This window comes from Lysinibacillus sp. FSL P4-0201, from assembly GCF_038593425.1.
GTDB classification, from domain to species: domain Bacteria; phylum Bacillota; class Bacilli; order Bacillales_A; family Planococcaceae; genus Lysinibacillus; species Lysinibacillus capsici.
Window position 1 is genome coordinate 1,439,229 of record NZ_CP151995.1, and the last position, 20,706, is coordinate 1,459,934.

19 protein-coding genes are annotated in these 20,706 nt (G+C 35.6%); 13 read left to right on the forward strand and 6 right to left on the reverse strand.

Translation table 11 applies throughout. The features are described 5' to 3' along the window. Positions 1 to 56 precede the first annotated feature (56 nt). A complete protein-coding gene (locus tag MKY76_RS07035; RefSeq protein WP_342557594.1) occupies positions 57 to 1,337 on the reverse strand; it encodes a hypothetical protein in 1,281 nt (426 codons plus the stop codon). 279 nt (positions 1,338 to 1,616) lie between these two features. On the opposite strand from MKY76_RS07035, the gene MKY76_RS07040 reads away from it, so the two are divergent. Next, positions 1,617 to 2,255 (forward strand): GntR family transcriptional regulator, encoded by a 639-nt coding sequence (locus MKY76_RS07040; RefSeq protein WP_048391171.1) that lies wholly within the window; start codon positions 1,617 to 1,619, stop codon positions 2,253 to 2,255. 19 nt (positions 2,256 to 2,274) lie between these two features. Continuing rightward, positions 2,275 to 3,324 carry a 2,3-butanediol dehydrogenase gene (locus MKY76_RS07045; RefSeq protein WP_054550650.1) on the forward strand — a complete coding sequence of 350 codons (1,050 nt, stop codon included), beginning with the start codon at positions 2,275 to 2,277 and terminating at the stop codon, positions 3,322 to 3,324. 119 nt (positions 3,325 to 3,443) lie between these two features. Here MKY76_RS07045 and yiaA read toward each other — a convergent pair whose 3' ends face one another. Together yiaA and MKY76_RS07055 are read right to left on the reverse strand one after the other, a co-directional pair. Further along, complete coding sequence (gene yiaA / locus MKY76_RS07050) at positions 3,444 to 3,914, reverse strand: inner membrane protein YiaA (protein WP_048391167.1); 471 nt, start codon at positions 3,912 to 3,914, stop codon at positions 3,444 to 3,446. A 431-nt stretch (positions 3,915 to 4,345) separates the two neighbouring features. Next, the gene (locus MKY76_RS07055; RefSeq protein ID WP_103117682.1) at positions 4,346 to 5,764 is read right to left on the reverse strand and encodes a PLP-dependent aminotransferase family protein; all 1,419 of its coding nucleotides are present in this window, start codon (positions 5,762 to 5,764) and stop codon (positions 4,346 to 4,348) included. A gap of 113 nt (positions 5,765 to 5,877) precedes the next feature. Between MKY76_RS07055 and MKY76_RS07060 the strand changes: the two genes are divergently transcribed. The 5 genes from MKY76_RS07060 to MKY76_RS07080 all read left to right on the forward strand — a co-directional run bounded on the left by MKY76_RS07060 (position 5,878) and on the right by MKY76_RS07080 (position 10,457). Continuing rightward, entirely contained in the window at positions 5,878 to 6,801 is a 924-nt protein-coding gene (locus tag MKY76_RS07060) for an EamA family transporter (protein WP_066036647.1), read from the forward strand. 32 nt (positions 6,802 to 6,833) lie between these two features. Further along, complete coding sequence (locus MKY76_RS07065; protein WP_342557890.1) at positions 6,834 to 7,487, forward strand: MBL fold metallo-hydrolase; 654 nt, start codon at positions 6,834 to 6,836, stop codon at positions 7,485 to 7,487. Positions 7,488 to 7,714: 227 nt separating this feature from the next. Beyond that, a complete protein-coding gene (locus tag MKY76_RS07070; protein WP_048391161.1) occupies positions 7,715 to 7,924 on the forward strand; it encodes a hypothetical protein in 210 nt (69 codons plus the stop codon). Positions 7,925 to 8,308: 384 nt separating this feature from the next. Continuing rightward, positions 8,309 to 9,241, forward strand: a complete 933-nt coding sequence (locus MKY76_RS07075) for a DMT family transporter (RefSeq protein WP_257961463.1) — start codon at positions 8,309 to 8,311, stop codon at positions 9,239 to 9,241. 274 nt (positions 9,242 to 9,515) lie between these two features. After that, positions 9,516 to 10,457: an alpha/beta hydrolase gene (locus tag MKY76_RS07080; protein ID WP_342557891.1), complete on the forward strand. Its 942-nt coding sequence runs from the start codon at positions 9,516 to 9,518 to the stop codon at positions 10,455 to 10,457. 190 nt (positions 10,458 to 10,647) lie between these two features. Here the strand turns inward: MKY76_RS07080 and MKY76_RS07085 are convergent, their stop codons facing one another. After that, a complete protein-coding gene (locus MKY76_RS07085; RefSeq protein WP_313871656.1) occupies positions 10,648 to 11,268 on the reverse strand; it encodes a flavin reductase family protein in 621 nt (206 codons plus the stop codon). A gap of 72 nt (positions 11,269 to 11,340) precedes the next feature. Between MKY76_RS07085 and MKY76_RS07090 the strand changes: the two genes are divergently transcribed. The 4 genes from MKY76_RS07090 to MKY76_RS07105 all read left to right on the forward strand — a co-directional run bounded on the left by MKY76_RS07090 (position 11,341) and on the right by MKY76_RS07105 (position 14,125). After that, positions 11,341 to 11,610, forward strand: a complete 270-nt coding sequence (locus MKY76_RS07090; protein ID WP_342557595.1) for an opine metallophore biosynthesis dehydrogenase — start codon at positions 11,341 to 11,343, stop codon at positions 11,608 to 11,610. Between the two features lie 265 nt (positions 11,611 to 11,875). After that, a complete protein-coding gene (locus MKY76_RS07095) occupies positions 11,876 to 12,703 on the forward strand; it encodes an AraC family transcriptional regulator (RefSeq protein ID WP_048391153.1) in 828 nt (275 codons plus the stop codon). Positions 12,704 to 12,785: 82 nt separating this feature from the next. Next, complete coding sequence (locus MKY76_RS07100) at positions 12,786 to 13,772, forward strand: ABC transporter substrate-binding protein (RefSeq protein WP_257961461.1); 987 nt, start codon at positions 12,786 to 12,788, stop codon at positions 13,770 to 13,772. Positions 13,773 to 13,813: 41 nt separating this feature from the next. Beyond that, positions 13,814 to 14,125 carry a cupin domain-containing protein gene (locus MKY76_RS07105; protein WP_048391149.1) on the forward strand — a complete coding sequence of 104 codons (312 nt, stop codon included), beginning with the start codon at positions 13,814 to 13,816 and terminating at the stop codon, positions 14,123 to 14,125. A gap of 93 nt (positions 14,126 to 14,218) precedes the next feature. On the opposite strand, the gene MKY76_RS07110 is transcribed toward MKY76_RS07105, so the two are convergent. After that, on the reverse strand, positions 14,219 to 14,959 hold the full coding sequence (locus MKY76_RS07110) for an SDR family oxidoreductase (protein ID WP_288582212.1): 741 nt from the start codon (positions 14,957 to 14,959) through the stop codon (positions 14,219 to 14,221). A gap of 133 nt (positions 14,960 to 15,092) precedes the next feature. Here MKY76_RS07110 and MKY76_RS07115 point away from each other — a divergent pair, with 133 nt between their 5' ends. Then, on the forward strand, positions 15,093 to 15,629 hold the full coding sequence (locus MKY76_RS07115; RefSeq protein ID WP_048391146.1) for a TetR/AcrR family transcriptional regulator: 537 nt from the start codon (positions 15,093 to 15,095) through the stop codon (positions 15,627 to 15,629). Between the two features lie 675 nt (positions 15,630 to 16,304). Next, positions 16,305 to 18,776, forward strand: a complete 2,472-nt coding sequence (locus tag MKY76_RS07120; RefSeq protein WP_112117629.1) for an S-layer homology domain-containing protein — start codon at positions 16,305 to 16,307, stop codon at positions 18,774 to 18,776. Positions 18,777 to 19,522: 746 nt separating this feature from the next. On the opposite strand, the gene MKY76_RS07125 is transcribed toward MKY76_RS07120, so the two are convergent. Then, on the reverse strand, positions 19,523 to 20,650 hold the full coding sequence (locus MKY76_RS07125) for an acyltransferase (RefSeq protein WP_342557596.1): 1,128 nt from the start codon (positions 20,648 to 20,650) through the stop codon (positions 19,523 to 19,525). Positions 20,651 to 20,706 lie beyond the last annotated feature (56 nt).

Genomic DNA, 20,706 nt, shown 5'->3' on the forward strand with positions numbered 1-20,706 from the left:
TAGCTTCAGTTCTCAATAAAAGACCACTCCATGATGGGTGGTCTTAATTAATTGTCTTATGGTGGTGGTAGTGTACCACCACCAACCCAAATCGCTGTGATTTGTCCTAAAGCTGTTAAAGTTGCTGTTCCATCACCAATAGCATTCCCGAATAGACTACCAACCGAACCTGCTAAAGAAATTCCGGAGAAGCCCGAACCATCTAACCCAGTAATGGCCCCAACAACTGCCAATGTAACAACAGCAATTTCCTTTGTTAACGGAACTATTGCTGCAAGACCGACACCAAGATCATTGACAATACCGTGTGAAGTAGCGGGGAGGTGATCTCCAAGAATTTGTGTAAAGCCAGCATCTCCAAGATAGAAGAAAGCAGCAATTGGAATTACGGGTCCAAAGACTTTAAAGCCGAATTGAAATCCTTGAATCAAATAACTTGTTGTCTTTTCTAATCCCGCTGATTTATGAGCAACCATACTAAGCAACAATAAAATAAAAACAGAGGTTCCACCGATTAAAGCCGTTGCATCGCCGCCCGTTAAATTGAATACTGACATAGCGATAACGTCTAAGATAAAGGCAATAGGAATAAGTACGGCGAAGAATCGTTTTTGCCCAATTGACAGTAAGTTTTCCGCAGTTTCTTGTTCACCATCCTCCTCCTCATTGTTGCCAGTATTTAAAAGTAGCGTTCCTCGTTTCATATCACGTCTTAAAAAAATATAAGCAACAATTGTCGTTACAACGCCCATTGTGATAACAAGCGGAATACTGGCTGAAACAACATCTCCAACAGGGATACCAGCAGCATCAGCCGTTAATTTTGGAGCCCCTTGAATGACAAAATCACTCGATAATGCAATACCATGCCCAAATAAGTTCATCGCCATGGCAACCCCCAGTGCTGGGAGGCCCGCCCGAATCGCAACAGGCAAGAGCACGGCTCCTAATAGCGCTACTGCAGGTGATGGCCAGAAAAACCAAGAAATAAACATCATTAAAAGTCCAATCGTCCAATAAGCGAGTGCGGGTGTTTTAATGATCTTTGTGAAAGGGGCCACCATAATCTCATTAATACCTGAAGACATCATGACCCGACTCATCGCCACGATAATCGAAATAATAAGAATCGTTGATAGCAGCTCAGTTATGGCATAAATAAAGCTGTTAAACACACCACTTATGGAAGAAGTAAAATCACCAGTTGCAACAATCGCTAGCATAAAGATGCCTACTACACAAATGAGGGTGGTATCGCGACGTTTAACCATAAATCCGATGATGAGCACAATAAAAACCACGTAAATCCAATGGAGAGCTGTGAATTCAATCCCCATACGTTTCCCCCTCAATATTCTGATTCTATAGAATATGAAGAGAAAAAAAGATGGTGATGATTTTAAAAAATTTAACTTAGGCGGAAAGCTAAACAACACCAAAAAGGTATTTAAAGTTATACCCAAAACAAGATATTTGAAAGAAATGAGTTTATAGATTAAAATACTTTTATAGATTATCGATAATCTATAATCCATAATATATAACGCTTTTAGCTAATCACCCTATACACTGAACTATGTTAAAATAAAAGGATATAAATTTATTGGAGTGGTTTAATGGGGTTTGATGAAAATTCAATTTCAAAAAAAACAATTTCTGAGCAAATAGCTGAACGATTATTATTCCGCATATTTTCTGGTTACTATGAACAAGGTCAGCGCTTAATAGAGGCAGAAATTGCAAAGGAGTTACAAGTAAGTCATGCACCTGTCCGTGAGGCTCTATATCTTTTACAAAAAGATGGTGTAGTTGAAAAAGTACAACATAAAGGTGTAAGAGTGAAGATTATAACGGATCAGGAATTAAAGGATTATTTGGAAGCGCTTTATCATCTATTGGATATTGCACTAACCAAGTGTGAATCTAAATGGACTGCCGATTTGCAAAATGAACTATTATTTCGATTTGAAGCTATGAAACAAAGAAAGTCTGCTGAAAATATTTATGAATATGTTGTTTCATTTGCCCACTTGTTACAATTGTTTTTTGATGTTACAGGAAATATTGCTATGCTACGATTCTTTAAAGAAACAATATTTGTTACAAATGTAGCTGCACAAACCAAATGGAAGATGAATCTAGTTGAATCCTATCATATGTCCATCAATACTTTTATCAAGTGTATAGAAGTGTCGGATTTTGATCATGCACGAGTAGCTATTAAGGATGTTATTTTATGGTACCAATTTAAATAATTTTATGGGGGTAACATAAATGAAAGCTGCAGTTTGGCATGGTGTGAAAGATATTAGAGTTGAAGAGGTTGAATTACGCGCTTTAAGAGAAGAAGAAGTGAAAGTAAAAGTAGCGTGGGCTGGTATTTGTGGAAGTGATTTGCATGAATACGAAGAAGGTCCGGTTTTCGTACCAGTTAATGAAAAAGCTGATTTAACAGGTGAAGTTGCCCCACTTACAATGGGACATGAATTTGCTGGTATCATCGAAGAAGTTGGCTCTAAGGTTACTGACTTTAAGGCTGGGGACCGAGTTGTCATCAATCCTACATTAACATATAGAAATAAACATGAAGAAGTCGATCGTTATGATGGATTTAACTTTATTGGTTTACATGGAAACGGTGGATTTGCGGAATATGTTAATGTCCCTGTAACGAATATACATCGTTTAGCAGATAACTTAACATTACAAGATGGTGCACTGGTAGAACCAATGGCTGTTGCTGTACAAGCTGTTAAAGATGCTGGGGTTACATTAGGTGATTCTGTTGCTGTATTTGGAGCTGGACCAATTGGATTATTAACAGTAATCGCTGCAAAAGCATCAGGTGCTAGTAAAGTTATCGTATTAGATTTATCCGATGATCGATTAGAAAAGGCAAAAGAATTAGGTGCAACCCATGCTATTAATTCAGGTAAAGAAAATCCTGTACAAGCAGTTCGTGCGATTGTTGCAGATGGGGTTGATGTATCCTTTGAGGTGGCAGGAGTTGCTCCTACCTTTAAACAAGCAATTGATGTAACAAAACCTCGTGGTAACATGATGATTGTTTCGATTTTTGCAAGACCAATCGAATGGAATCCAATGCAACTTACAAACACAGGTGTTAATGTATTATCATCCATTGTTTATACACCGTCAATTTTCCAAAGAACAATTGATGCAATGAGCGCTGGTCAACTAAATCCACAAGGGATCATCACAAGTCAAATTGACCTAGATGAGATTGTTGAAAAAGGATTCAAAACGTTAACAAATGACAAAACACAATCTAAAATTTTAGTCGAAATAAGCGGAGAAAAATAAAATTGAGAGGAGTATGGCTGATGACAGCCATGCTCTTTTTTTATAGTCTGGAGGAGTATGGAGCTTAAGAAAAAATGACAAAAGGAATCGAGAATGAACTTCTCGACTCTTTCAGTAACTTAATCTCTTTCTCTAGCTCTCTGTGTGTCTCTAATATTCTTTTGAACCGTGATGGATGCAAATAAACTTAGAACAAATGACATACCATAGAACCCTTTTTCGCTTAAAACAATACTTCCAGCATTATATAACCCAATGCCCATTAATGAAATAGATACAATAAGTGCAACCCAGCTAATACCATAATAAATACTAGTAACTGGTATTCCCTCTTCTTTATCTCTTACTGCTTTTTGTAAGGATATTGCTGAATAGAGTCCAAATATTAAAACAGCTAGGTAATATCCTTTTTCGTTTAGTTGCATCGTTGCATTAAACAAGCCTATAAAATATGCCGTAACACCTACTAACAATGCGCCCCAGGAAGCCCCCTTGAAAGCAGCAGTTGGTTCCCCCTCTTTTCTTTCTACTTTAACTTTCGGATTAGGCTGCTTTTCCTTATCTAATGAAGACTCATTTTGATTAGACAATATCTTTCTCCTCCTTCTATCACTGTATAAAAACATTCTATCATTCTACAGGGAGGTTATGAGAATAGAAATTTTTCTAAATCTCGCTCTTCAATAATAATTTGGCTGTTATTTTTACTGGAATATAGAGTTAATATGGCTTTCTCAAATCTGAAAGCACTCTTATCATTCCTTGGTAAAATTGTGTTCTACACCGAGAACAATTTTTTGCTGTGATTTGCTGTAATTCTTTTGAACAGATAAGAGCTAGGTGTATAACTTTTTTTCATATTATTCAAATAGACAGCTGAATATGTTAGGTGTATATGTCTGCCTGTTGTTGCTATGTCTACCGCTTATTACGATTCGTGCCACCGATGAAAAAATAATTGAAATGGTTGATAAAGCTGTGAATACCACCGTTTATAGATGAAATTAAATCGCTAGTCCGATCACTTAGAAAGTGATTGCGCCACTGTAACCAACTTTTTTACTCCTTCTCTTAGCTGTTTTTCATTTGCATAGGAATAGCTTAAACGTATCCAGGAGGATAGTTGTTTTAATGGATCACAAACTTGACCTGGCACAAAGGAGATCGATTGTTCGATGCTTCTAGATAATAATAATTCAGTTGGAAGATCGTCTGGGAGCTGTACCCATAAATTTAGACCGCCTTTTGGACTGTTCCATCGCCAGCCTGTTACAGCTAGCTCTTCCTCCATAATTTCCTTTCGAATCTGTAGGGCAATTCGGATTTTCTCCAAATGTTGTTGCAATCTTAGTGAGGAGAAGTAATGGAGAAAAATTTTTTGATTGAGAAGTGGTGAGCCATTATCAGCTAGCGATTTTTCTGTTAATAGTGATTTCATTAATGATGATGGACAAATAACAGTTGCAATTCTCAAACCAGGAGAGATGTATTTGCAAAAGCTTCGGATATAAATGACTGTCCCAACACTATCAAATGTGTAAATTGGAGGTGGTGGGGCTTGGTCAAAATAAATGTCGTGATAGGCATCGTCTTCTATTATTAGAAACCGATAGTGCTCAGCTAATTCCACTAATCTTTTGCGCTGCTCAACAGAAACCGTATAACCAGTTGGATTATGGAAGGTAGGGTTGAGATAAAATAGGCGTGGCTTGTATTTTTTAATATAGTATTCGACCTGTTCTAAATCGTAGCCCTCAGGGTGGATATCCACCGTAACAATCTGAGCTCCTTGTGCTTTAAAGATATCAATCGCAGCACTATAGCTTGGACGTTCAAATAAAACGACGTCTCTTGGCTTAATAAAAGCTTGAGCAATTAAGTGAATGGCTTGCTGTGAGCCAGATGTTATTAACAGTTCATCTGGACTCAAATGTGTTTTATAGTGGTTGATAAAATATTGGGTCAGAGTCTCACGTAGCTCTAAATCACCCTGCACCGTTGAGTAGGTTGCCAGTACTTTCGGATATAGGTCAAACACTTCCTTCACGTAATTTGAAAAATAGTGATTAGGCAAAAGATTAGGATCAATCAATGCCTGAGAAAAATGATAGGAAACAGATGGCTGATGGATTTCGGATAAATGATTTTTTTTTACGTATGCTGAAACAATGGGATTGTCTTGATCTAAACATTCAATATATTTTGTTACAATTGATTGGACAAAATAGCCTGATTTATCTTTTACATAAACTTTGTCATGCTGTTTTAATAGTTGATAAGCTTTTAATACCGTTAGCCGATGGACATTCATTTCAGATGCTAATTGCCGGACGGAGGGAAGCTTTTCATGTTCTTTCCATTCTTTACGCTCTATTCGGTGCAGTACATCATCATAGACTTTCTTAAAAAGATAATCTTCATTTTGATTTGCTTTGCCCACATCGATTCCTCCTATTCAAACCGATTGTACCACGAACCAAATTGATCTGTTCTATCCTTTTTAATCTGTTCTATCCTACTTCTTTTATGATAGAAAAAGAGGAGGAGTTTGATATGGTAATGATTAATTATTTCTTTATGTGTTTGATTTTTGGGACAACATTTTTAGCAATTAAAGTTGGTGTTGATGCAGGAGTTCCTCCGTTTTTATCAGCTGGTCTTCGTTTTTTCATTGCCGGTTTACTACTATTTAGTTTTATGGTTTGGCGCGAAAAAACGACAATCCGGTTATTATTTCGAAAAGAAATGTTTTTTACAGGAGTGGCCTTAACCTTTGGAACGTTTGCCACATTATATTGGGCAGAACAGTATGTGACATCTGGAATCGCAGCTGTCTTATCTGCTACAGGTCCAATGATGATTATTGTTATTCAAACATTTATATTGAAGCAAAAAGGAGACCGAAAATCATTTATTGGTTGTGTTGTCGGAGTCATTGGTGTTACGTTCTTAATCTTACCTAGTTTTGCAATTGAGATTAGTCCCTTCTGGATGGTTGGTTGTTTCGCTATTATTTTAGGTGAAGTTTTCTATGCATCTGGAACAATTTATACGAAGCATGTCATCCAAAAATTTGGAACAACATCTCCAATTGCTTTAAATGCAGCACAAATGATGCATGGAGGGATTTTATTAATCATTTTGTCACTTTTTACTGAGAACATTCAGCTTCATTATCTTTTAAGTCCAGCTTCAATTGGTTCTCTTTTTTATTTAATTATTTTTGGTTCAATGATTGGTCACAGCATTTATTATTGGCTTGTGTCACGAACAAATCCTGTTTTTCCGTCCACATGGCTGTATATCTCACCAGTAATTGCCGTTATATTAGGTGTTACCTTCTATCATGAATATATTTCGTGGTTAACAGGAATAGGTACGCTGACGATTATTGTTGGAACGATTCTAGTCAATTTTGAAACATTGAGAGAGTTGCTTTGGCGGAAGAGGACTGTTCTTCAGGATGTAAAAGAATAATAAAATCTAATCAACATAAAGGGGAAGAAATGATGAAAATTTCTAGGGGAGTAGAGATTCTGGAGCTTAAATTTAACGGAGCCTTCATTCATCCAACGCTTTTATGGGATCAGGAGATGGCTGTTTTAATTGATACTGGATGTTCAGGTCAAATGGAAGATTTACGTAAGGCAATGGAAGATGTAGGCGTGTCGTTCAACCAATTAAAAGTTGTGATTTTGACACATCAGGATATCGATCATATAGGCAGTCTTCCTGAAATATTGCAAAATTGCGGTAGTCATATAAAAATTTATGCGCACGAACTAGATAAGCCTTATATTCAGGGGGATTTACCGCTTTTGAAAGACGGGCACATAGAGAATCCACCCAAGGGGAAAGTGGATGAGACCTTGAAAGACGGTCAAGAACTACCATATTGTGGGGGAATACGAGTTATCCATACGCCAGGACATACGCCTGGCCATATTAGTTTATATTTGAAGCAAAGTAAAACGCTTGTTGCCGGCGATTCGATGTATAGTGTAAATGGTATATTGGGAGGGATTCATGTTCCAACCACTTTAGATTTAGAGGTTGCTCAACAATCTTTAAAAAAATATGTAGACCTAGACATTGAATCGGTGATTTGTTATCATGGAGGATTATGCACGGTGGATATTAAAGAGCAGATTCAAAAGCTTTGAATCTTAAAAATAATGATTAAAGATGAAATTTCCTTAGAAAACCAAATGTTTAGAGGCTCGCTCGAACCGTAACAGGCAAGAGTACAGCCCTCCAACGCTTGTAAAACTTCTGTTTTATTGTGAGCCAGCTCATGTTATAATGAGGCACTTAAGATACTTAAGCTCTTTTTTATAACGGATGCCAAGAAAAGCCTCCGCGGAACGATTAAATATGGAGGTGTAAGGAAATGAATAAACGTTGGACGATTGGTGAAATTCAGAAATTTGTTGAGAACAATTCAGAAAGTAAGTTGCTAACGACTGAATACCATGGTTTTTCTCAAAAGCTACTATTTAAATGTGCATGTGGTACTAACTTTGAAAAAACATTTACGAAATTTAAAAATAAAAACCAACGAAAATGTGATGTATGCCAACCGCCAAAAGAGTCACGTTAAACGTTTGCGGCCGTTCTAATACTATTAGTGAACATTAAAAACATCTCACTTCTATGTTCTTTATATAGGGGGTGTTTTTTTGATTGGATTATTACAGTATAAGATTTATGCTGAAGGAAATTGAGAAAAAACATTCAATTTAACATTCTTTATTAATGAAATACAAAGATAAAAGCCAAACCCTTGATACATGTGGGTTTTGGCTTTTTTATCATGTTTAAAAATTAGGTTTTCCTCTACGAGAGGATACATTATTAACGAAAAAAAGATTGTAAAATAACAATCTGTGATATATATTGGAGATTATGATTTTTTTCGACATCTCAAAATCATAAACAATATTTCATCAATAGACAAGTTTTGAGAGGGAAGTGAATAATCAAGATGTATCTTTATCCCCTATTAGTAGTGATTGCAGCTAGTAGTTTTGGTATCGTTTCAACTATTATAAAACTGGCAATGCGTAGTGGCTTTTCTGTATCTGAGGCAGTTACAAGTCAGTTTTTTATCGGCTTTTGTATAGCAGTATGTATTTCCTTAGTTACAAATAGATCAAATTTTAGCTTTAAAGGCGTTAAAATCCTTCTGTTTGCAGGCATGTTAACAGGGTTAACAAATATTTTATATGGTCATTCTTTAAACTTTTTGCCTGCTTCCTTGGCAGTAGTATTACTGTTCCAATTTACATGGATTGGTATGCTGATTTCTTGTATCACAAGACGGCAATTTCCAAGTAGAATTGAATGCATCTCTTTAATTATATTAGTAGCTGGAACCATACCAGCTGCAGGCATAATTGATGTTGATTTGTCTCAAATACCTTTTCAAGGGTGGTTATGGGGTTTAGCAGCTGCTCTTTGTTACTCCTTATTTTTATATGTAAACGGAAAGACAACCGCAAGTATGACAACCTCTAATCGCTTAGTATTGGTTTCTTTCTTCGCTTTCATGACGACTGCGGCTTTTCAGTCTCCAGAAATTATTTGGAATGGCACTTTGTTTAACGAAGGGCTGTGGATTTATGGTTTAGCATTGGGGTTATTTGGCATGATTATACCAGTTTTCTTATTCACAATTGCAGTGCCTAAAGTGGGATTAGGTATGTCATCCATATTGAGTGCTGTTGAATTGCCAATCGCGGTGATGGTATCAGTTATCCTCTTAAGCGAAACGGTTACAACTTTGCAGATAGCAGGTATTGTCATAATCGTTATCGGTATCAGTTTACCAACTTTGCTTGATAAAGATGGATTATTAAAAAATGTAAAAGCTAAATACAGAAAATCTGACAAAGTAGCAAAAGGATCTTCGATTTGAAGATCCTTTTTTTCATGTCAATTAAGCAATGTCATAGCAAAAGAATCATTAGGTCCTTTCTGTATTTATTTAATGACGTACTATTTTTTTGTTCATACGCTGTTCATATTGTTTTCATAGGCAGTACACCTTCATTGTATAAGCTATCCTTAGCGGTTTATGAAAGTAGCCGAGATAGATTAATAGGGAGAAGAAAGTATGAAAGGGAGGTGTGGCACGAGAAGAAAGGAAAACACAGTTATCGCTTGCTGTTCTATACCCTCGTGCCAAAATAATGAAAAAAACGATAACCTTTATAAGTAAAATAGTAGTAGGTTTAATTATAGCCATATTACTTTTATTAGCGGTTGTTTTCGTTGTTCATATTGTTTGTAGCAAAATGGAGCAAGGAAAACTAGAAACTTATGGTCAGTCTATCACCGTAGATGGGAAAAAAATGAATGTCTTTATCCAGGGAGAAGGAGAAGAAACCGTCGTACTCTTACCTGGTTATGGAACAGCAGCACCAGCACTTGATTTTCAACTACTAGTAGATGAATTATCTCCATTTTACAAGGTTGTGGTCATAGAACCTTTTGGTTATGGATTAAGTGCTCTTACCGAAAAAGAAAGAAGCACTGAGAATATTGTTAGTGAAATCCATGAAGCATTACAGCGCCTTCAAATTGAGTGTTATATTCTAATGGGCCACTCCATTTCAGGCCTTTACGGATTGGATTATGTGAACAAATATCCAAACGAAGTAAGTGCATTTGTCGGGCTGGATAGTAGTGTTCCGACAATAAGTGAAAGAAAGATTGAACCTTCAGTAATAACTACTTTAAAACTACTAAAAAAATCAGGTTTAGCTAGATTGCAGGTGAAGCTTAGTGATGACCCATATGTCGAACTACCCTATGATGAGAAAACAAAAGAACAACTGAAAATTCTTAAGCACAAAAATATGTATAATCTCAGCCAGTTAAATGAAGCTGAAATGATGTATGCTAACTTTAAAGCGGCTGAAAGTTTAATATTCCCTAAAAATCTTCCAGTTATTTTGTTTATACAAGAGAAGCATCCAGTAACGGACAGATGGGTACCAGAGCATAAAAAACAAATAGCTAATTCTGTCCATGGGAAAGTGATGACATTTGAAGGGGATCATTTCTTATATCGTACAAAAGCAAAAGAAATCGTTGAAGACTTTAGAGAATTTATGAAAGAGATAAAGTGAATGTTCTAAGAAAGATTTTTCATTTCTAAATGGAAAAAAACAGATTTAATTATTGTATTTCTTAATAGTGAAGTATTTAGTGCGTATGAGCAGCAAGCATATTATTATAGACCTAATTATTAACAAATAACCAGGCGCTCAAATGAGAACCTGGTCTTTTTTTGTGAACCATATGTTTTAATCCCAATGTTCAGATCTCAGAGCGGAAGTTATTACCAAGGCTGCTACCCAAACCAAAATAATGACGAAAATTATAAATTAGTGGACTCCATTTATTTGGATCAATATGATTTTCGTCAATAATTATTTCTTCGTGGGCATGTACTTGTGTCGTTTGGGTCTCAACGATAGCAAAATTAGGAGAATAATCTGGAATACGTATATGTTTTACCTTTGCTTCGATTTGAATAGGACACTCCATAATTCGAGTAGGAATAACCGTTGTAGACCCAATAGGTGTTAAGCAACTAATATCACATTTCTCTTTTCTAAATGTAAAACCGATCTGTTTCTTAAAATCTGGAACTGGATTTTTTCCTGTGTAAGGAGCTAACTGTTCCACGTTTTCCCAGAGAGAGGGGTCTGGGATATTTATGACACATTCAGGATGATGTTCTAAGTTTTCAATTGCCTTTCCTCCAAGACCAATCCCTAAGATAATGCAATCTCCTAATACCCAAGAAGAAGATAAAGGGCTAATATTTACTGTTCCATCCTCATTTAACGTACTTAGTAAAATTACCGGAAATCCATAATATAAAATTTTAGGATTTATTATTTTGGTATTTGGCATTTGTTTCATTATTTTCATTTTTAGTTCCTCCCATAAATGTTTTCACTGTCAGACTCATTGTAAAATATAAACATTTCGACGTTCATCGAAGTGTTGATTACAAAATTGATACTTCAATCTATAATGTTGAGCAAAGGTATAGTTTCAAGTCTCCATATTGCGAAAGTCCTGAAAGTAACCAGTCCGACGCTTGATCATTTTGTACAAAATTATGAAGAAAAATTGTTACAAGTAGTAGCTTTATCTGAGAATCAAAGGCTTTCAGAAGCCTTCCAAATAAAATCCTTTTCACAAGAAATAGGAGATGATTTGCAAGAAATTGCTTTTAGGAAGAGGATAAAAGATAGAGAAATGAAATGAGTGAGGTTGATGGATCTTTGGGTATAAGAGGGAGGCTTCAACTTAATTGACAATGATAATCGTTATCGATAAGGTAGGGATAGGCGAGAGCCGTCATCCCTACCTTTTTATATTTTTGGTAATGAATAAGATGAAAACTATAATTCAACCCAACTACCGAGGACTACACCTTGAAAAAGCAGTAACTTATTGTGGTACGTGCAGTTTGCTGTATGACAAATATTGGTTTTCCAAACAAATTATTATTGAAATGAGGTATATAAGTATGAAAATCGACGTAAATCAGCTTGCAGAGCATTTAGCAAACACTCCTTTCCAAGTAAAAGGAATCTATCGATATTCTAGAAATACAGGTGTACCTTCCGCGGATTATACAGATTCTTTTCCAGGATTTGTTTTTCCCCTTTCTGGAAAAATAGAATTTCAATTTAATGGAACCCCTTACATATTTTCTCCAGGAAAAGTTGTACACGGGGGAGCGAAGATGAAACTAAATCAAAAAAATTTTGATGATGCAAATTGGGAATATATTCTGGTTTTGTACAGGATATGTACGGAGAATTTAGCAGAGACAAGTTTTTCACATCAGCATTTTGAATTACCGATAGGACAATCTCCTCGTCTAATCGAGTTAATTATGCGTCTATGGCATGTATATAATCAGCGTGGAGGTATATCAATGTTTCAGACAGAAATGCTATTTCGTGATGTACTGAATGAAGCATTATTATGTGTAGCTAATCGACAAAATAGCTGTGCGTCTCACACTCTATTCGAACGAATAACTACTTATATTCATGAAAACTATTATCAAAGCCTTTCCATTACCTCTCTTGCCGAACAATATAACGTTAATCGAAATCGACTATCCTATATATTTAGAAAGCATGCAGGGATGGGTCCAGCAGAATATTTATTAAACTATCGTATAAACATGGCTCAAAAAATGCTATTTACAAGTGATGTGCCTGTACAACAAATTGCAGAAACGGTGGGAATTACTGACCCCTTTTATTTTAGTAGAGTATTCAAGAAGCAATATGGTATCTCTCCTACTGAATATCGAGATAAGTTCATCAATAATCCATGCTAAGTTCACCAAGCTTCCATTCTCCGCCAAACATGACTTTACTATACTAAGTGTATATCAGAGATTTTATGTTGGAGGAATTTCAATGCAAAAGATTAAAGGACTGCTATTTTTAATGCTACTACTAGCAGGTATATTGGGAGGTTGTCATAAATCGCCTGCTGAAAATAAGGGGTCAACTATAGGAGACATATCTTCATCAGCAGTTAATGTAGAAGAAACTGCTTGGCCTAGAACCATTAAAGACGCCCTAGGTAAAGAATTTGTCATCGAGAAAGAACCAGAAAAAATTGTTTCATTATGGTATTTTTATCCTGAAATTTTAGTTGCATTAGGTGAGCCACCTGCAGCTTCTACTGATAAAGAATATTTATCCACTTTGTCTTATTTAAACGGTAAGCTAGATTCAACAGAGGAATTAGGCGATAAATTGTCCCCTAGTATTGAAAAAACGCTATCGATTGGCCCTGATTATATTTTAGCAACAGAACATCATGAAAAATTGTATGAATCCCTAGAAAAAATCGCCCCAGTCATTACGTTGCAATCACAGGACATCTACGAAGACTGGCAATATGGACTTCGTACAGTAGCCGAGATTATCGGAAAAGACGATGAGGCGGAAAAAGTAATTGATAAAATGATGAAAGATATCTCAACAGGACGTGAAGCATTAAAGTCAATTCAAGGAGAGTCTGTAGCGCTTATTTTGTCTTGGGACGGAAAAACGTTTAATGTTCTTGGTGAAGATAACCCTGTTTATACACTTGCTTTCGATAAAGAAAAGGGCTTGGGTCTAACACCAGATCATACATTTAAGGGGAATAATAATCAATTCGCTGCATTTGAAGGCATCTCAACTATTCAAGCAGACCATATTTTCCTTATCGGTGATATTACAAAAAAGGAAGCATTAATGAGTGAGTTAAATCAAAGCAATGTCTGGAATAATATGAATGCCGTAAAAAAAGGTAATATTCATTTAATGGATACTTCCGCTATTACAGGAGGTCCATTAGCTATCGAGTACGCTTTGCAAAATATAACAGAAGCCTTACAAAAGGACGAATAATAGGAAAAACCTTTTCCAAAAGTAAATAAGGAGAGATGAATATGCAAGATCAAGTTATCAATATAAATGAGAAGTTATCCGAATTAAAGGAGCTTTGGTCACCGAAAATTATTGGTGAAATACACGATTTTCAATTCAAAGTGGTGAAGATTGCTGGGGATTTTATATGGCATGAACATCAAGGGGCTGATAAGGTATTTATTGTGCTCGAAGGGGAGATGTTTATTGCTTTTCGGGATGGTCAGGTGAAAATATCCAAAGGTGAGATGTTTATTGTTCCTGGAGGAGCGGAACACATGCCCTTTGCTGAAAAGGAATGCCATATTATGCTTGTGGAGCCTAAGGTCATGTAGGCATTACCAGAATAACAAAAAGAGATAGATGATTTTTTATCTTACCCCTTTAGATTAATCTAAAGGGGTATTTACCTTGGTAACAGTTCGTTATTAAGCCAAACCACCATTTACGAAGATTACTTGTCCATTTACCCAACGTGCTGGTCCTGCTAAAAAAGAAACAACTTCTGAAATATCCCTAGGTTCTCCTAGTCTTTCTAATGGTACAGCATTTGCTAAATTATGAATCTGTTTTTCATCTTTTCCATGGAAGAACAAAGGTGTTGCCGTTGGTCCAGGAGCTATTGCATTAACAGTTATATCTTTTCCTCTTAATTCACGAGCTAGAATCATTGAAATAGATTCAACAGCTGCTTTACTTGCTACATAAGCACCATAGTTTGGAAATTGGCTACGAGTGACAGAGGTAGAGAAATTAATTATGGAGCCACCTCTCCTTACTCGTTGTGCAGCTAATTGTGAGATAACAAATGTACCTCTGATGTTTGTGCGATGCATTTTATCTAAATCATTTAAATTCAAATCTGCAATTGGACTAAGTAACATGATTCCTGCTGTATTTATCACGACATCTATACCACCAAAAGCGGTTTCTACTTGGTCAAAAGCCATATTCATTTCTATTTCATTTGCTACATCACCTCCCACACTTATAGCATGTCCTTTATCAGCTAATATTTCTTCAACTAATTCGTTAGCCTTTGATTCACTTGAAGAAAAGTGAACGCCAACTGCATAACCTTCCTCTACTAATTTTGCTACAACAGTACGTCCTATCCCTCCAGATCCGCCTAATACCAAAGCAACCCGTTCATACATTTCTTTCACCATAAAATTCATCCTCCACAACCCGTTATTAAAAGTTACAATTTTTTTATTTTGTAACTTTGTTATTGTATATTACACATGTTATAGTTACATTGTCAACAAAATGTAACTATGAGAAGCGAAAGGAGTATATTTAATGGCTATTCTTTCAGAAGAGAAGATTTTTTCTACGGCTGAAGCAATTATTTTAAGCAAAGGTATAAATAAAACAACATTATCAGATATTGCAAAGATGCTAGGCGTAACACATGCTGCGCTTTATAAACACTATAAGAATAAGGACGATTTGCTCCAAAAGCTTGCCCTTAAGTGGTTGGATAATACTTCTAAAGATTTGTTTGAATGGAGTCCTAAAAAAGGCGTTGATGCGGAAATCGCTTTACATGATTGGCTATGGCTTCTTCATGTCACAAAAAGAAATCTGTATCAAAATCATCAAAAAATGTTTCTGTTGTATACAAATTATATAGAAACAAATAAAGATTTAATTAAAGATCATCTCCAGCATCTTGCTAAAAAAGTTGAAGAAATTAGTGGTTGGGAAAATAAGGGGATGGCAGTTATTGTAGCTTTTACTTACTTCCATAATCCTTATTTTGCTGAACGGTGGAATCAGGGGGACCATCTACATTTGTTTGAACAGGTTTGGTCTGTTGTTAGTAGATCTCATTAAGTCTTGATCTTTCAAAGTAAGTACTGCTTGTTGTGCTTTTATGATCAAAATTATAAAACGGATTGGGAAATAAGCATTTCCCCAATCCGTTTCTTTTTATTATTAGATTCAGCTAAGGCAATCTATTTCTATAGGGAAGATAGGATAATGGGGTAAATGAAGAATTTGCAATCAAAGCATTCAGATACTCAATTGAATATTTCTAACGAGGCATAAATGGATAATAGAATCGTAGATGTAATTTCAGGAGGATAAAAATTTATGATTCTGTATATCATTATATTGAAAAAATAATGAAATCGGATTAGATTAAAAAGGAATTATTTGTAAATTTAATTGAAACAGCTACTTTTGCCGTTAAAGGTTATAGTATTTCTAAATTATAGAAATTTTTTATGAAAAGATTCCCTATATAACCAATGCAGTATTAAAATTACCTTATTTTTAGCGTTTATTTATTGGTAATGAAGTTATATTATTGTCTTGTAAAGCAAATTACAGTTTGATTGGGATATTTAATCATGAAAAATTTAGAAGATTGCTTTACATATAATTGGTTGAATTATTATTTGTGGGAACGATTTATACATATTTTTATAATTTTATAATTAAATAGCGCGATAATATTGTTCTCACAGAATAATATAATTTATTAAAATTCTGGAGGAATATACTATGACAAAACAAAACAAAGGTCGTAAATTTTTCGCAACTACAGCTACAGCAGCACTTGTAGCATCAGCAATCGTACCAGTAGCATCAGCTGCGGAATTTCAAGATGCAGCTAGCATTTCATCTTGGGCAAAAGAAGCTGTTCAATTTTTAACTGATAAAGGCTACATCCAAGGCGATGAAAAAGGAAACTTCAACCCAGCTGGTACACTTACTCGTGCAGAAGCGGCTGAAATTTTATCAAAAGCATTAGATTTAAAAGCTACTGGTACTGAAGATTTTTCTGATGTTAGTGAAAATGATTGGTTCTATAATGCAGTACTTGCAACTTCACCAGAATTATTTGATGGTATGGGCAATGGTAAATTTGAGCCTAAAGCTCAATTAACAAGAGAACAAGCTGCTAAAGTCATCGTTCAAGGCTACCAATTAACAGGTAAAGCAGATCTTAGCCAATTTGCAGATGCTTCTAAAGCTTCTAAATGGGCTGTATCTTACTTAGAAACAGCTGTAGAAAATGGTGTAATCAATGGTAAAGGCTCTTTATTAGCACCACAAGATAAAATTAGCCGCGAAGAATTCGCTACAATGGTAAAACGTACGATTGACGCAGTTCAAGAAGTAACACCAGCTGTAGAAGCTGTAAAAGGACTGAATGCAAAAGAACTTGAAGTGAAATTCAACACAGCTGTTGATGCAAAAGATGCAGCAATCACAACAAAATATGCTGTTGAAGGTGTAGCAATCACTAACGCAGTAGTATCTGAAGACGGTATGACAGTTACGTTAACAACTGATAAAGAAGTAAAATTAACAAATGGTAAAGTAACTGTAAAACCAATTAAAACAAAAGCGGATGCTAAAGTTCTAACTGAAGAGTTCAACAAATTAATCACATTTGCAGATACGACTCCTGTAAGCGTTAATTCTGTAGAAGCTAAAGGTACTACAGCTGTTATCACGTTCGACGAGCCTGTACAAAGTGAAGGAACAATCAGCTTAAATGGTACAGAACTATCAAAAGATCGCTATACTTTATCTGGTAAGAAATTAACAATTACTGGATTAACAGCAGAACAATCTTACAAAGTAGACATTGTTGGTGCAACTGACTTCGCTAATAATATCGCAAATCCTATCGCAGTTAACTTCACAGTTTTGAAAGCAGACGTTGATAATTCAAAACCAACTGTTTCTACAGCAGTGAATGGTACAGAAATTACGTTTGATTTCTCTGAAGAACTAATGAAACAAAATCTTAATGCAGATGCAGAGACTAAAGAATATGCAAAAGTAACAGTAGGATCAACTGTATTCTATTTAACAGATGCTGATATTAAAGATACAGAGGATAAAACTGTATTCACTATTGATGCTAAATCTGCTTTAGGTACAGCTACATTCATTAATACAAACATTAAAGTAGAAGGACAAAAAGATTTAGCTGGTAATGCAGGTGATGCATTTGAGTTCAATGCTATTCTTTCAAAAGATTTAACACCTGCTACACTTGTTTCTACTGCTACTAAAATGTTAGTAGCTGATGATGTAAATGCTACTACAGACGTTGATGCATTATACCTTACTTTTAGTGAGCCAGTAAAAGTAGAAGGAAAATTAACTGTTAAAACACAAAATGGTATTGCTTACACTACTGGAAAAGAAACAGCAGTAAAAGCAGATGCAGGTTTCGATGTAGATGGTAACGGTAAAATCGAGGGTGCAGAGAAAAACACTGTAAAAGTTGACATTGATCTAGATAGCAATTCAACATACACTTTCGAGTTATCTGCTAAAGCAGTAACAGATTTAGCTGGCAATGTAACTGCTGATACTGTTACTTTCAATGTAACAACAGGCGTATTTGAAGCTACACCTGAAACACCAACAGATTCATTAGTATTCGGCGCTACTCCAGTTGTTGTAACTGACAATAACGTATTCACAGTTGAGTATGCTAAAGATGTGACTGCAACAGCTACAAATGCTGCTAACTACACACTTGGGGGAAAAGAACTTCCTGCAGGTACGCAACTTCAGTTTGTAGATGGTACTAAGAAAGTAAGATTCACTTTACCAGAAGGTTCTATCACAGCTAATGGTAATTATGTACTTGAAGCTAGCAATGTAGTAGATACAAAAGGTAACACGCTTAAAGGTGGAAAAGTGACAACTCAAGTAGCACTTAAAGAAAATATTGTTCCTGTTGCTACTAAAGTAACTGCAGTAGATAGCAAAACATTTACAGTAGATTTCTCTGAAAATATTGCTGATCAAGCTGCTCCAACAGGTGTTACTGTTAAAATTGCAGGATCAACTGTAGAACTTGCTTCTATTACAGTAGCTGGTGGTAAACTTACTGCGACAACTAAAGCTGACTATGCATTAACAGACAGCATTGTAGTTGAATTCAAATCAACAAACCTAGTTGATGCTAATAACAACAAAGTAAAAGACGGTTCTATTGCAAAATAATTAAATCGTTCAAAAGCCCTGTGGAGATTTCCGCAGGGCTTTTTTAGTGTTTAAATAAGATCATGCTAATAGGAGAGAAAGACCTTTAGGCAAGGCGAGAGGTTGATTTCCGTTCCGCCAGCGTCCTTTCCAGGGGGCGTCCGATGAGCCGCTGTGTTCGCTCTAGGGTCTCCTCTGAGACGCTAAATCCCCTAGGAGTGACGCTGGCTCCACTCCAATCAACCATTCTGCAAAAGTGTTTTTTCCTTATTTTTCATACTAGCAGAGCGATCAAAATAGCCCATGATTTGCATGATTAGAAAAAGGATAGGTTTTTATTTTCAATGTAGAGAAGTGATGCGTGATAACCCCTCTTCATAAAACCTTCACTTTATTTGAAAACCTTTGCTAATAAGGTAACACTTTTGTGGGGGAGGGGAGGGCTACTTGACTCCCGTGGGATAGCAAGACAGGCAAAACGCTAAACGGAGTGGTAGCGGAGGAAGCAATTCGGCGCTCGCCCACAGGAAAGTAAGTAGCCTGCAACGGAAATTCATTTTCACTTTTTATTGATTGCTTTTTTAACACTATGAAACCCCTTGGTAGATTTCCACAGGGTCTTTTTAATTTGTTTCTTCTTATTTAATAATGCACCACAGAAGAAACATTAGTATTTCAGTAACGGTAAGCACAAAATAACAGGTTCTCAACTAAATATACACCAGTTGACGGAAACAAATCGACGACTGGCTGTGCATATTGAACGGCTATTTGTAAGGGAATTTGCTCGGGATAGGTCCAAAGGCAATCCAATGATATTTAAAGAATCTGCCCATCAATAGCACGACCATCCATGTGACGAATAGAGCAAAGGTAAAGCCACCAATGCTCCATAGGTGATAGATTATACTATTACCACCAGTACTTAATTGTCTATAAAGGAAAAGGAAAAATGGATGCAATAGATAGACGCCAAATGATACTGTTCCTAGATTGATTAAGCCATTTACAAAAGCATGGTTCCATTTATCATAGATCCAGAAAGAAAGCTGTAATAAGACAATACAGGCTGTTAAAGATTGTAGCTGAAAAACTAGCTCAAATATTGTGCTGTTCACTTTATAGGTTTGTGATGTATAAACAAAGTAATATAAATAAACATTATATATAGTAGAAATTAGCCATATACACCACACAAAAAGTATCGTGATAGGAAAATTTTCTTTTTTTAGTTGAAGCCATCCTTTGTATTTTTCAAAATAAATTCCTAAAAATGCCCCTGCTAAGAAATAAAAGAGATAGGAAAAAGCGATACTCCCTCTATAGGGATACTGCCATAACTCAGCGTTTAATAGAATAAAGACCCATTGAAGAACGAAACCAATCCAAATTAAATAAGGAGATAGTGCTGGTTTTTTCTTTAAAATATATAGGAATAATGGGAACATAAGATAGAATTGAACAATAATAAAAATATAGTATAGATGCGTATACGCTTTGCCTAATAAAAGTTTTTCTAGAAATTCGATACTAAATAGAGAACGCCATGTGTCTACTAAATCATGTGTCACATAAAATTGCATTGCTGCATAATAAAAAATAGAAAAAAAGAGATAAGGAATGAGTATTTGGGTCACTCTTTTTTTATAAAAATGAATGATAAGCTCCTTTGTTAAATCCTTTTGTATATAATTGTAAAATAATACAAAGCCACTTAAAAAAATAAAAGCAGGGACAGCGAATTTAGGGGAGATATTGAAAAATACATAAAATGGATATAATTTTGAGTCACTAGATAAAGCCGTTACAGGTGTACTAGTAGAATGAATAAGAAGAACAGCTAGAATGGCTAAAGCCCGTGTAATAGCTAATTCATTAATATGTGCTCGCTTCATACGATCATCTCCAAAGTATTAATTATAGTATTGAATTCCCAGAATACTGCCTACAT